Below are 13386 nucleotides of genomic sequence, written 5' to 3' on the forward strand. Positions count from 1 at the left end.
CAAATTCGCAAGTTCTTAGCCCTGACCGAGCTTGGCCATACGGTTGGCACGCAGTTTCGCAAAGTCGTCACCTGCATGGTAAGAACTGCGCGTCAGAGGTGTGGCTGAGACCATTAAAAAGCCTTTACCAAAGGCAGCTTTTTCATAGCTTTCAAACTCTTCCGGCGTCACAAAACGGTCTACGCCGTGGTGTTTTGGCGTAGGCTGCAGGTACTGACCAATGGTCAGGAAATCCACATCCGCCGCGCGGGCGTCATCCATGACCTGCAGCACTGACTGACGGTCTTCACCCAATCCGACCATGATGCCGGATTTGGTAAAGATCGATGGATCCAGTTCTTTCACACGCTGCAACAGGCGCAGGCTATGGAAATAGCGCGCACCCGGACGGACCTCAGGATAAAGCCCCGGCACGGTTTCAAGGTTGTGGTTAAAGACGTCAGGCTTGGCTTCGACAACAGTTTCCAAAACGCTATCGTCGCATTTCAAGAAGTCCGGTGTCAGAATTTCGATTGTGGTTTTTGGCGATCGGTGACGTACGGCGCGAATGGTCTGCGCGAAATGCTCGGCCCCACCATCTTTCAGATCGTCACGGTCCACCGAAGTGATGACCACGTGATTGAGACCCAGCTTCTGAACTGCATCGGCCACGCGGCCCGGCTCAAACGCATCCAAGGTGTCAGGACGACCGGTCGCGATATTACAGAAGGTACAACCGCGCGTACAGATATCACCCATGATCATCATGGTGGCGTGGCCCTGGCTCCAGCATTCGCCAGCATTCGGACAGCCCGCCTCTTCACAAACTGTCACCAGCTTGTTTTCACGCATGATCTTTTTGGTAGCGTTATAGCCCTCGCCGGTCGGCGCTTTCACGCGGATCCACTTGGGTTTCTTCGGCTGGGCATTGTCCGGGCGGTGCGCCTTTTCCGGGTGGCGCTGTTCTGGGATCTTCAGGTCTCGCACGCGCGTATCCTTGCGATGTGGTTTGCGTCAATTCAGGCTAACATAGCGACAGAAGCTGACCAGTACCAGAGATGCAATGCTGTTATGCGTTTTCAAGGATCACCGGTGAAAATCCACGCATTTTTCCGTCGGATGACAACTTCAACAGATCCCAAGCAAATCCAGCGTTGCCCGTTCTTTAGAATCATTTTAAATCGCTTTCCGAGTTCAACCCGAACATTGAGGACCAAACTATGTTTGCAGGCCAAAACCTACCTAAAGTGACCTTCCGCACGCGCGTTCGCGACGAAAGCATCGAAGGCCCGAACCCATTCCGCTGGCAAGACATGAGCACAGATGACTACTTCGCGAATAAGCGCGTTGTTCTGTTCTCACTGCCAGGCGCATTCACACCGACATGCTCCACATACCAGCTGCCAGGTTTCGAAAACGGCTTTGCTGATTTCCAAGCTGAAGGCATCGACGAAATCTACTGCATGTCCGTCAACGACAGCTTTGTGATGAACAAATGGGCCGAAGCTCAGGGCATCAAAAACGTCAAAGTGATCCCAGACGGTTCTGGCGAGTTCACACGTAAAGTTGGCATGCTGGTCGACAAAGACAATGTAGGCTTTGGCATGCGCTCTTGGCGCTACGCAGCTGTGATCAACAACGGTGTTGTTGAATCCTTCTTTGAAGAGCCAGGTCGTGATGACAACCACCCAGAAGATCCATATGGCGAAAGCTCCCCAGAAAACGTTCTGAAGGTGCTAAAAGCGGTAAAAGCAGAAGCTGTCGCATAAGACTGGCGATAAGCTTTAAATAGAAGACCCGGCTGAGTGATCTCGCCGGGTCTTTTTCATTTTCGCTTTTTCTTTTGCGATTTCAGGTATTTCTTAAGATCCGTGTAGCCGCCGACTTTCTGACCATCGATAAAGATCAACGGCGTCGTTGTGACGTTATGCTTGTCTTTAAATGCATCGGTTTCTCGGCGCGTGCGCAGGATGTGTTCGTCAAATGTCATGCCGGAGCCACGCAATAGATCGCGCGCGGCGGTGCCGTAGCCGCAGGTGTATTTGGGCAATTCCATCCGGTATAAAACGGCGTGTGCCATCGGTGTCTCCTTTTTCAGTTCTGCTGAATAAAGGAAGCCTTCTGAAACATCTCAAGCCCCAGACCGTCACGTTTCCGTGCCCTTCTGTAATACTCACCCAATCATGTCATGCGCATCAGAAGGCAGGCCGTTGTAGTACTCGCGCAGTTTAATCAATGCGATCCGCAGCACCACTTTGCCGGACCGCGCCGGCCAGCCAAGACGCTTTTCAACGCTTTCCATGCCTTCTTGGTGACAACAACACCGAAGGGCGACATCAGACAGCCCCTCCCCGAGCATTCCCAATGCGGCTTGCAACCGATCATTGGCATCTTGACTATGGCCGTAACCAAGCCCTGCCCCTACGCTGCTGGTTGCACCCGCTGTTAGGAACCGATCCCAATTCTGCGTAACTGCCGTGCCCAACTGACTGAGTTCGAAATCTTCGCGTAACCGTTCTGATGCAGCCACAAGCTCCGTCGCTAAAAAAGGTTGTCCATCTTTGTCTTTGCGGCGTGCTAACACTGCAACAGGATTTTCATGGGTCGAAAATCGCACACGGCGCGCGCCGGAGGCCGCCACCTTGCCCAATGTTTCCACTTCAAACCCGGCCTGCGCCTCGGCAAATCCCGTGGCAGAATTACTTGCATCCGCCAGAATCTTTGCCAACTCAGCGCGTCCGCTGGCGGTGATTTGGTAGCGAGATATCCGCCCCGGAGATTTGCAACTGATCCAATCCTTCAATGCCATGGCCTGTGCCACTGGGCGGTCCACAACGGCTGTGCGTCGGGTGGATCCATCTGGCAGGTCGCGCACCACAACGGCCTTCTCCATATCCTTGGCGAAGGCCAGAACCGCGCCTGGTACACTCAACCCTTGCAAGACAGTTCCTGCGGCTTTCTTTAAGGATTGATCATTCAGGGATGGGTTAACGGTTTGCTGCTTCATCACATCTGCCTCCAGTTTCGGATTATTGCAGGTAGGATCGGAAACGATCTCTCCCAGTTGCGCTAAAGCTTCATCGATCAATGGATCATCGCGCTTGGTCTCCACGCGTCTGATTTGGCGCATCACGGTGGAGGCATGCACCTGAGAATGCCTTGCCAGTTCCCTGATTGATATGCCTTTTTCTGTATGTGCAAGGTAACGTACAGCGAAGTTTGGAACCCAATTTGGAACTCGGTTTAGCGCTGGATCTTCCTGCCAGTGTTTTTTCATTCTTCCCCCCAGTCGGTCTCTGGTACGGTTCATTAATCCTTAGATGTTCACCCAATTCAGATTGAAAACCTAGAACTCTACCTAGAAATTCGGGGCGCACCGAGGGATCATCGGTTGGTGAAATCCAGTGTGTTTCCAAATCTTAAACAGTTATGAAACGCCCAGCGCGCTGCGTGCGGACTGGACGCAACACCCCTTAAAGTTGTGCGATGCTCCTTTGAAATTCACCCAAAGAAGGAGAATGTCATGCTTGATGTCTTGGAATTAGCTGCTCAATTGAACCGCCCAAAACTCTTGGTGCGTACGGCCAAGGCCGCTGCAGGCAAGTACCGACGAGACACGCATCTGCCGCGGGTTTTACCCGGCAAGAAGGTCTCTCGGCACAGCGAAGCGATATTTAATCTGATAGAACTTGAACGCGACTTCGAAGACCGCCGCCGCGCCAAAGGTGCTGGCTATGCGCTGTCCGATCATCTGGATGTTCTGATTGCTTTGATCGCAGAGGTTCGGTTGCTATCCGAGGCACGCCAGTCTCGATCCTGACGTGCCCAAGCCCCTAAATCAGTAAATCTTGAAGTTCGCGACAAAGGGCAAATGGTCGCTGACTTCATCTTTGAACCATTCCCGCCCCTTATCGAGGCTCCAGTGCATCGGGAACAGTCTAAGACTACCGCGAATGTAATCGGTGGAATAGGTGCGCGAGACCGCAAAGCCGTCCAGCAGATTGGCACGCCCTTTGTCCAGAATATGAGAGAAACGATCTTGAAGATCCCAGTTGCTGACAAAATCCATCAGGTCATCGCCACCCAAATGGTGGAAATTGCTGACATCCTGACCGGGGATCATATTGAAATCCCCCATCAGCAGAATGGTCTTGGTCTTAAAGCCCGGAGTTTCCCGCAGGGTCTTGATGTAATCCCCGATCACCTTGCATTGGCTATCGCGTAGTTTCTGTTCATCGCGATCACGTCCCGACTTCAGGTGCACTCCGATCAACACAGCAGAAAATTTACCGCATTTCACGTCAACAACGATGGCCTTACGCCCATTCGCGTAGTCCCCCTCTGACCCAACTATGAACCGAGGGTTCTTAACCTCCATGCCGCTCTTATGAAGAAAGCCAATATGCAAGCTTCCATGATCTTGCGGCAGGATGGTTTTCTCATAAGACAGCCCTATATCAGCCAGACCTGTAATCAGCTCATCCAGATAGCTCACGGGGTTCACTTCTACGAGGGTGACAAGCTCTGCATCGAGCATGGCAAGCCCTTCGATCTGCTGGGCTTTACGTGCATCCGATATCCCGCCGAACCCGGCAAGGTTCCAAACGGCAATCCGCGCATGGGCATGTTCAAACTTTGGCATTTCAATCTCCCATTCTTAAATCTTTGGTCAAATAAAGTGCGAATAGACTACCACAGGAGCCCAGCGCATTTGTGACAGTGGTTTTTTCTGGCCTCCCAAGGCTTGAAATACCCTATAGAGGCTTGCGCAAATCGCTTTCTGGCCCTAGTCAGCGACCATGACAGAGACATCCCATGACCGCCTCCTCATCATCGACTTCGGCAGCCAGGTTACGCAGCTGATTGCGCGTCGCCTTCGCGAGCTGAACGTCTACTGTGAAATTCACCCTTATCAGAACGTCACGATGGATTTCGTGCGCGAGATGGCCCCTAAGGCGGTTATCTTCTCTGGTGGCCCAGACAGCGTGACCCGCGAAGGCTCTCCGCGTGCGCCGCAAGAGATTTTTGACCTGGGTGTACCTATCCTTGGTATTTGCTATGGTCAGCAGACCATGATGACCCAGCTGGGCGGCAAAGTGGATAGCGGGCATGGCACAGCCGAATTTGGCCGCGCCTATGTGACCCCTCAGAACAAGCTCGACATTCTGGATGGTTGGTTCGCGGATGGCGACGAACAGGTCTGGATGTCCCACGGGGACCACGTATCGCAGATCGCGCCGGGTTTTGAGGTCTATGGGACCTCCCCTAATGCGCCTTATGCGATTACCGCTGATGTCTCTCGTCACTTCTATGCGGTGCAATTCCACCCAGAAGTGCATCACACACCAAATGGTGCCAAGCTCTATGAGAACTTCGTCAAGCTTGCAGGCTTTAAAGGCGATTGGACTATGGGCGCTTACCGCGAGATCATGATTGAAAAGATCCGCGAGCAGGTTGGCGATAAGCAAGTGATCTGTGGCCTCTCTGGTGGTGTTGATAGCTCTGTGGCTGCGATCCTCATTCACGAAGCCATTGGCGATCAGCTGACCTGTGTATTTGTGGATCACGGGTTGCTGCGTAAGGACGAGGCGAAAGAAGTCGTCTCTATGTTCCGCGACAACTATAACATCAAACTGATTGCCGCTGATGAAAGCGATCTGTTCTTGGGCGAGCTGGAAGGCCAGTCTGATCCAGAAACTAAGCGCAAGATCATTGGTAAGCTGTTTATTGACGTGTTCCAGAAATACGCCAATGAGATCGAAGGCGCTGAATTCTTGGCACAAGGCACCTTGTACCCTGATGTGATTGAATCCGTGTCCTTCTCTGGTGGTCCTTCGGTGACCATCAAGTCGCACCACAATGTGGGTGGCTTGCCAGAAAAGATGGGCCTGAAACTGGTTGAGCCTCTGCGTGAACTTTTCAAAGACGAAGTGCGCGCCTTGGGCCGCGAGTTGGGATTGCCCCAATCCTTCATCGGTCGCCACCCCTTCCCAGGACCAGGTCTTGCGATCCGCTGCCCAGGTGAGATCACGCGTGAAAAGCTGGAAATCCTACGCGAAGCAGATGCGGTTTATATCGACCAAATTCGCAAGCATGGCCTCTATGATGAAATCTGGCAGGCCTTTGTTGCGATCCTTCCTGTGAAAACAGTGGGCGTGATGGGCGATGGCCGGACCTATGACTACGCATGTGCAATGCGTGCCGTGAATTCGGTGGATGGTATGACAGCGGACTACTATCCTTTCACCCATGAGTTCCTTGGTGAGACAGCGACCCGGATCATCAACGAAGTCAAAGGCATCAACCGTTGTACTTATGACATCACCTCGAAGCCTCCGGGCACGATCGAGTGGGAATAAGAAAACCATTCAGCAAAGCCCTTCGGGGCTTTGTTTGTTTCTGAGTATAGGTGACGCTGAAAGGGTTTGACATGTGGGGTAGCTTGAAGATCGTATTGATCCTTGGTCTTGTGACACTGCTGTCTGTCACCGCATGGACCTATCTTTGGCCCACCCAAGACGTTACCAAAGTCGACAAAGCCAGCGCAATTATCTGTCTTGGCGGTGGCATGTCTGACGATGGCACATTGCACCCGCCCACAATTAAGCGCGTTGAGACCTGCGTGGCGCTCTATCATGCTCAGCGTGCACCAATCATTGCCTTCTCAGGCGGCAGAGGCATTCCCAATGGACCCGCAGCCGGTGAACAAATGGCTACGTTGGCGAAAACAATGGGCGTGCCGGCTAAGGCCATCGTCACCGAATCCGCCTCGCAATCCACGTTGCAAAACGCTCTCTTCACACTCCCGCTGCTTCGGCAGTCCAATGACTTGATTTTAGTTACCGAGGCGTTTCACCTTCCACGTAGCTGGGCGTCTTTTTGGTGGTTTGGTGGCCGCGACATGAGCCTCTTTGCGTCAGAGCGCATCCGCCGTCACAGCCATAGTGCCGCGGGGTGGACGATGATCCCGCGCGAAGCCATCGCCATCTGGTTCAACATTGGCCGAGCCTCCCTCTGGTCAACGGCCTCGCTCTTTGGCAAACAGGACGATATCTGGCTGTATTAGGAGCACCAAAATGATCCGTCTAACTGGATATATCGACGTCCCCGCAGAACGTTACGCCGATGTCGCGGCAGCCCTGCCCGAGCATATCGCTTTGACGCGCGCAGAGCCGGGTAACTTGACGTTTCATGTCACAGAAAACCCAACCGTACCGCATCGCTACGAGATCTCAGAAACCTTTGTAGACAAAGCCGCCTTTGAATTTCATCAGGCGCGCGCCGGGGCATCACCTTGGGCAGAGATCACCAAAGGCATCCCTCGAAACTTTAAGATCGAAGATATTGCAGATTAAGCCTATGGCCTTTCGGTCTTTTTGCTTATGAACATGCCAAAGACACCCGGAGCCAACATGACCGAAAAACCACCTCATATTGTCGTCACAGGCGCCTCTGGTTTTGTTGGAACACATGTCATGCGGACCCTTGTCGAAGCAGGGGAATATCCGGTCGGACTGTGCCGCAAACCGACCAAAGGTTTGGTGCACGGCTTTGATCTGTCAGATATGGGCGATCTGTCTAACGTTTTAAAAGGTGCGAAGGCCGTTGTGCATTGCGCAGCGCGGGTGCATGGCAAAGAAGACCCTAAAACTGAACGTGAAGATCATTTGAAAGCCAATCGTGACGGGACAGCCGAGTTGCTGCGCCAAGCCGAGGTCGCAGGCGTTCAGCATTTTGTTTTTCTGTCCACAGTTGCCGTCTATGGATTGGAGCAGTCTGATCAGGTGATCGCACTTGATCATCCAACTGCTCCAAACACCGCCTATGGTCAGGCAAAACTGGAAGCTGAGGCTATTTTGCAAGCCAGCCCCATGCGGACCACAATCCTGCGTGTGCCGATGGTCTATGGCCCCCATGCGCCCGGTCTTTGGCGCAAGTTAATGCGTCTCTGCGCAAGTCGCTATCCCCTGCCCTTTAACTATGCCGGCAATCGTCGCAGCATGATGGCCGTACAAAACTTGGCTGATCTGATCCGCCATTGCCTGCAATCTGAGGCCACGCCAGAACTGATCCTTACCACCGACCATGATGACCTTGGCACGACACGCATTTGCACAGAACTTCGCAAAGCCATGGGCAAATCACAGCGGCTGTTTACGGTTCCAAAGGGTTTGATGCGAGGGGCCGCCAATTTGGTGCGTCGCCCATACCTCTACGAGCAGCTTTACGAATCCCTGCAATTCGCACCTACGGATTGTGGCTGGACCCCGCCTTTGACGGCGAATGAAGCCTTGAGACGCTGCGTTCCTGTAAAATAACATCTTTGCTCGCAAAGTTTTCTGGTCCAATCTCCGCCGGAAAGGACTTTCATGCATACCTATGTCAAAGCTGCGCTCTGGATGAGCGGTGCAATCCTGTCGTTCATGGCAATGGCTGTGGCTGGCCGCGCTGCCAGTGCGGAACTCGATACGTTTGAGATCATGACCTACCGCAGCGCATGTGGCGCTATGATCATGGCCGTGGTGATCAGCTATTTTGGCCGCTGGGCAGATATTTCTGGCCGGCACATCAAGCTGCATGCTTTGCGAAATCTGTTTCACTTTATGGGGCAGAACCTGTGGTTCTACGCCCTGACATTGCTGCCGCTGGCTCAGCTATTTGCGCTGGAGTTTACCACGCCAATTTGGGTGATCCTACTGGCACCGTTTTTTTTGGGAAATCCTTTAAGGCCAGCTGGTCTAATCGCCGCCTTAATTGCCTTCTTGGGTATTCTGATCGTCGCGCGTCCTGGGACGGTTCCTCTTGGGGCAGGCACCTATGCCGCCCTTGGCTGTGCGATTGGTTTCGCACTGACCTATATCTACACCAAGAAACTTCTGATGCATGAAAGTATCTATGCGATCCTGTTGCAAATGTTGCTTATGCAAACCGTTCTGGGCCTTGTCTTTGCAGCCTATGACGGTGACCTCACCTGGCCATCCGCTGCGATGCTCCTGCCAATGAGTGTGATCACGATCACCGGTCTCGTGGCCCATCTTTGCATCTCAAAAGCGCTGCAACTGGCGCCCGCTTCAGTCTGCGCTCCGATCGATTTCGTGCGTCTTCCGGCCATAGCGGTGGTGGGCGCGCTGCTCTATTCAGAGCCGCTGGATGCGGTGGTTCTTTTAGGGGCAGTTTTCATATTTGGCGGTAACTATCTGAATATACTGTCAGAAATGAAATCCAGTCAGAACATAACTTCGCGGTAAACTGGTAAGTCTTACCCTTGGTCAACCATTGACTGAGCCGCGCGCGGTTTTCTACCTTTCCTGTCATCATTAAGCACGTGGGGAGGCGTGGATGAAACAGGCATGGAAAACAAGGGCGTTGTCAGCAACGGCAATTGCCACTTTAGCTGCGACATCGGTCGCTGCAGGCGGCGTTGAACGGACCACACAGTCCGTTGGCATTCTTTTCGAAGAAGGCAATGTGGCCGAACTGAGCTTTGGATCGGTGAACCCAACAGTCTCCGGCGTTGGCGCTGGCGCCGCGGCTTCAGCGTTGCAACCAACCCCCGGTGTTCCGTCAGGCGATATGACGGATAGCTACGTCCGGTTTGGTTTTTCATATAAGCACCAATTTAATGAGAACCTGTCTTTCGCATTGATCCACGATCAGCCCTTTGGTGCAAATGTGACCTATCCGCTGACCGGCTATTACGCATCAGGCGCTACCGCAGAGCTGAAAAGCAACGCGCTGACAGGTGTGTTGAAATATACAACAGACAACAATGTCAGTGTCTTCGGCGGCCTGCGCTATCAAACCCTTGAAGCCGTCGCATCTGGCGTGCCAACTGCAGGTGGCGCATACGCTGGTGTCAGCAACAATGACGGCTCGGTCGGTTATCTTGCAGGTGTGGCCTACGAACGGCCTGACATCGCGCTGCGTGTTGCGTTGACCTATAACTCTGCGATTACACATGATTGGTCGATTTCTGAAACCGTCGGCGCTGGCCCTGCGGTGGCGGGCACCACCTCTGTCACCACTCCGCAATCGGTCAACCTTGAGTTCCAGAGCGGCATTGCCCAGGACACATTGGTGTTTGGTAGCATCCGTTGGGTGGATTGGTCAGAAATGCGAGTTGCCCCAGACGTCTATTCTGCGGCGACGGGCGGCGGCGCTCTAGTGGCATACGACGAAGACACAATCACCTACAATCTTGGTCTTGGCCGACGCTTCAACGACACATGGTCCGGGGCGGTTTCGTTAACACATGAACCACAGGTTGGCGGTTTCGCCCGCAATCTGGGTCCGACCGATGGGCGCACGGGTGTGACGCTGGCTGCGACCTACAAGCATGAAAACATGGAGATCACCGGTGGCGTGTCCTACATCTGGATTGGGGATGCCGACACGCGGGTCAGCCACCTTTCGCCCGTTGCGGCAGGCGAATTCAGAGACAACACAGCAATTGCTGGCGGGGTGCGCGTTCGATTCCGCTTCTAAACGCACGAAACCAAGCTCAGACGCAAACCCCGCCACATATGGCGGGGTTTTCTTATGGTCTGTGTTGACCGCCGCTATACTGAGGGCTACCAACGACGCAGTAGTTTGAGGCCCAAGATGATCTATCAATCAGCAGATGACTGGCGCAACGCCAAGCAAAAGAAGGTTTTGCTCTTCGCCATGTCTGGCCTAGGAAAAACCCACCTTTCCAATATGTTGCGCGACACTCGTGAGTGGTTTCATTACTCCGTAGATTACCGCATTGGCACCCGATACATGGGTGAACACATCGCTGACAATGCCAAAGCCGAAGCCATGAAAGTCCCGTTCTTGCGGGAACTCCTGCTGAGCGACAGCATCTATATCGGCTCAAACATCACCTTCAACAATCTGGCGCCGTTGTCGACTTATCTGGGCAAACCCGGCAACCCTGGCAAAGGGGGCGTGGCCTTTGATGAATATATGCGCCGTCAAAACCAGCATCACACAGCAGAAGTCGCCGCCCTTTTAGATACACAGCATTTCATCAACCGTGCGCAGTCGCTGTATGGCTATGACAATTTCATCTGCGACACAGGTGGATCGATCTGCGAAGTAGTAGATCCCCAAAACCCAGATGATCCTGTCTTAAAAACCCTGTCTGAAAACGCTCTGATGGTCTGGATCAAGGGCTCTGATGACCATTCAGCAGAGCTGATCCGCCGGTTCGACAAAGCACCTAAACCAATGTATTATCAGTCAGAATTCCTGATCAATCGTTGGAACGAATACCTCGCGCAAGAAGGTTGCACTGCCGAAGACGTCGACCCTGACGCTTTCGTGCGCTTTGCATACTCCAAGGCGCTCGCCCACCGCCAACCGCGCTACGAGTCGATGGCCAAATGGGGGGTCACTGTGGATGCAGAAGACGTGGCAAAGGTCACATCTGCGTCAGAGTTTGATGCGCTGATTGCCGAGGCTCTTGAGCGTAAGTAACAACTGACTTACATAGGGCTTCCAACATATAGGAAGTCTGTCCAATGCCCATCAAACTGCCCTCCGACCTGCCTGCCTTTGACGTGCTTTCGCGCGAAGGCGTGATGGTCATGTCGGAAGACCAGGCAGCACGGCAGGATATTCGCCCGATCCGCATCGGTCTATTGAACCTGATGCCGAAAAAGATCCAAACCGAGAACCAATTCGCACGGCTGATTGGGGCAACTGCCCTGCAGATCGAGCTGACGCTGATCCGCATGAGCGAGCACAAAACTAAGAATACCGCCGCTGCACATATGGCAGAATTCTACCGCTCTTTTGATGAGGTCAAAGCCTCTGGCGAAAAATTTGACGGTCTGATCATCACTGGTGCGCCGATCGAGCATCTGCCTTTTGATGATGTGACCTATTGGAAAGAGCTTTGCGAGGTCTTTGACTGGACGCAAACCCATGTGCATTCCACCTTTGGCGTCTGCTGGGGCGGCATGGCGATGATCAATTATTTCCACGGTGTGAAGAAACACATCTTGGACGCCAAAGCCTTTGGTTGTTTCCGTCACCAAAACCTAGATGCCTCCAGCCATTACCTGCGCGGCTTCTCGGACGATTGTGTGATCCCTGTGAGCCGCTGGACCGAGATGAAGCAGGAAGAGATCGACGCAGCCCCGGCTCTAAAAACGCTTTTGGGCAGTGACGAAGCTGGGCCCTGCTTGGTCGAGGATCGCCAACATCGCGCGCTCTATATCTTCAATCACTTTGAATATGACAGTGATACGCTAAAGCAGGAATATGATCGCGATGTCGCCGAAGGCACGCCGATTAATGTGCCGATGAACTACTATCCGGATGATGATCCATCCCAGGCGCCACAGAACCGTTGGCGCAGCCACGCGCACCTGCTTTATGGCAATTGGATCACCGAGGTTTATGAAACAACCCATTATGATCTAAATGAAATTGGCAGCTAAGCTGTTGGTTTTCTTGCTGATCCTTTTGGTCGCTTTCGCGGCTATAACCCTATGGAGGGCGCGCAACAACGAGCTGCGCGCCGAGGCCGCTTACCCGCCTGAAGGCAAGTTTCTTACAGTTGATGGCGTGCGCGTGCATGCTCTGGTGCGCGGCGAAGGCCCGGATCTGGTTATGATCCATGGCTCTTCTGGCAGCACGCGGGATTTCACATTTGGTCTGATCAATGCGCTTGAAAAAGACTACCGCGTGATTGCCTTTGATCGTCCCGGATTGGGCTATACCGATCTGATCGATGATCCATCGATCGAGCGTCAGGCCGCGCTGCTTCAAAAAGCGGCAGCACAACTTGGTGCTGACAATCCAATCGTGTTTGGCCAAAGCTACGGCGGCTCGGTTGCGCTGGCTTGGGCGGTCAACCACCCTGATACATTGGCTGCGGTAGTTGCACTTGGCACGCCTTCTATGCCTTGGGCCACCCCTCTTTCAACCTTTTACAAAGCCATGTCTCACCCAATGATTGGTCCGGTCTTTGCACCAGCGCTAACAGCATGGGTCAGTACCCAGCGGGTGTCTGATGCGGTCGAGGCAGTCTTTGCACCGCAAACAGCTCCCGATGGCTATGCGGAACACTTCGGTCCCGGCCTGACTCTGCGTCGCCAGTCTTTGCGCGCCAATGCCATTCAACGCGCCAATATACTTGATGAAATCACAGCCTTGTCACCGCAGTATGAGGCAATCACCGTGCCAGTCGAATTGGTACACGGCGAGGCAGATGACACGGTCTGGATCAGCATCCACTCTGGCCCACTGAGTGAACGCCTGGATAATACCCATTTGACCACTCTGCCCGGGATCGGTCATATGCCACATCACTCTGCGTTGGATGACATCATTGCCGCAGTCCATCGCGCAGCGTCCAGGGCTGCATTGCACTAGCGCCATCCCATTGCCATATTAAGAAAAAAGACGGAGACCACC

General features: G+C 53.4%; 15 protein-coding genes. 11 read left to right on the top strand and 4 right to left on the bottom strand.

Annotated features, from left to right (window positions below):
- Positions 1-15: 15 nt before the first annotated feature.
- Positions 16-966, bottom strand: a complete 951-nt coding sequence (gene lipA / locus JXQ85_RS12380; RefSeq protein WP_421749244.1) for a lipoyl synthase — start codon at positions 964-966, stop codon at positions 16-18.
- 233 nt (positions 967-1199) lie between these two features.
- Here lipA and JXQ85_RS12385 point away from each other — a divergent pair, with 233 nt between their 5' ends.
- Entirely contained in the window at positions 1200-1748 is a 549-nt protein-coding gene (locus tag JXQ85_RS12385) for a peroxiredoxin (RefSeq protein ID WP_421749245.1), read from the top strand.
- A 56-nt stretch (positions 1749-1804) separates the two neighbouring features.
- On the opposite strand, the gene JXQ85_RS12390 is transcribed toward JXQ85_RS12385, so the two are convergent.
- A complete protein-coding gene (locus JXQ85_RS12390; protein ID WP_421749246.1) occupies positions 1805-2059 on the bottom strand; it encodes a glutaredoxin family protein in 255 nt (84 codons plus the stop codon).
- A 93-nt stretch (positions 2060-2152) separates the two neighbouring features.
- On the bottom strand, positions 2153-3256 hold the full coding sequence (locus JXQ85_RS12395; protein WP_421749247.1) for a DUF6456 domain-containing protein: 1104 nt from the start codon (positions 3254-3256) through the stop codon (positions 2153-2155).
- A 246-nt stretch (positions 3257-3502) separates the two neighbouring features.
- Between JXQ85_RS12395 and JXQ85_RS12400 the strand changes: the two genes are divergently transcribed.
- Positions 3503-3799, top strand: coding sequence for a DUF6477 family protein (locus JXQ85_RS12400; protein WP_421749248.1), 297 nt, complete (start codon positions 3503-3505; stop codon positions 3797-3799).
- A gap of 18 nt (positions 3800-3817) precedes the next feature.
- On the opposite strand, the gene JXQ85_RS12405 is transcribed toward JXQ85_RS12400, so the two are convergent.
- Positions 3818-4621, bottom strand: coding sequence for a GMP synthase (locus JXQ85_RS12405; RefSeq protein ID WP_421749249.1), 804 nt, complete (start codon positions 4619-4621; stop codon positions 3818-3820).
- A 157-nt stretch (positions 4622-4778) separates the two neighbouring features.
- On the opposite strand from JXQ85_RS12405, the gene guaA reads away from it, so the two are divergent.
- From guaA to JXQ85_RS12450, 9 genes are all read left to right on the top strand, one after another.
- Positions 4779-6338, top strand: a complete 1560-nt coding sequence (gene guaA, locus JXQ85_RS12410; protein WP_421749250.1) for a glutamine-hydrolyzing GMP synthase — start codon at positions 4779-4781, stop codon at positions 6336-6338.
- 71 nt (positions 6339-6409) lie between these two features.
- A complete protein-coding gene (locus JXQ85_RS12415; RefSeq protein ID WP_421749251.1) occupies positions 6410-7045 on the top strand; it encodes a YdcF family protein in 636 nt (211 codons plus the stop codon).
- Between the two features lie 10 nt (positions 7046-7055).
- The gene (locus JXQ85_RS12420) at positions 7056-7334 is read left to right on the top strand and encodes a putative quinol monooxygenase (RefSeq protein ID WP_421749252.1); all 279 of its coding nucleotides are present in this window, start codon (positions 7056-7058) and stop codon (positions 7332-7334) included.
- A 57-nt stretch (positions 7335-7391) separates the two neighbouring features.
- A complete protein-coding gene (locus tag JXQ85_RS12425; protein WP_421749253.1) occupies positions 7392-8297 on the top strand; it encodes an NAD-dependent epimerase/dehydratase family protein in 906 nt (301 codons plus the stop codon).
- A gap of 51 nt (positions 8298-8348) precedes the next feature.
- Positions 8349-9227 carry a DMT family transporter gene (locus JXQ85_RS12430; RefSeq protein ID WP_421749254.1) on the top strand — a complete coding sequence of 293 codons (879 nt, stop codon included), beginning with the start codon at positions 8349-8351 and terminating at the stop codon, positions 9225-9227.
- Between the two features lie 91 nt (positions 9228-9318).
- Entirely contained in the window at positions 9319-10464 is a 1146-nt protein-coding gene (locus tag JXQ85_RS12435) for an OmpP1/FadL family transporter (RefSeq protein ID WP_421749255.1), read from the top strand.
- 117 nt (positions 10465-10581) lie between these two features.
- The gene (locus JXQ85_RS12440) at positions 10582-11439 is read left to right on the top strand and encodes an ATPase (RefSeq protein ID WP_421749256.1); all 858 of its coding nucleotides are present in this window, start codon (positions 10582-10584) and stop codon (positions 11437-11439) included.
- Positions 11440-11483: 44 nt separating this feature from the next.
- On the top strand, positions 11484-12407 hold the full coding sequence (gene metA / locus JXQ85_RS12445) for a homoserine O-acetyltransferase MetA (protein WP_421749258.1): 924 nt from the start codon (positions 11484-11486) through the stop codon (positions 12405-12407).
- Positions 12391-13344, top strand: coding sequence for an alpha/beta fold hydrolase (locus JXQ85_RS12450; protein WP_421749259.1), 954 nt, complete (start codon positions 12391-12393; stop codon positions 13342-13344). The genes metA and JXQ85_RS12450 overlap by 17 nt, the downstream gene beginning before the upstream one ends.
- The last annotated feature ends 42 nt before the right edge of the window (positions 13345-13386 follow it).

The organism is Cognatishimia sp., assembly GCF_049116455.1.
Lineage (GTDB): Bacteria > Pseudomonadota > Alphaproteobacteria > Rhodobacterales > Rhodobacteraceae > Cognatishimia.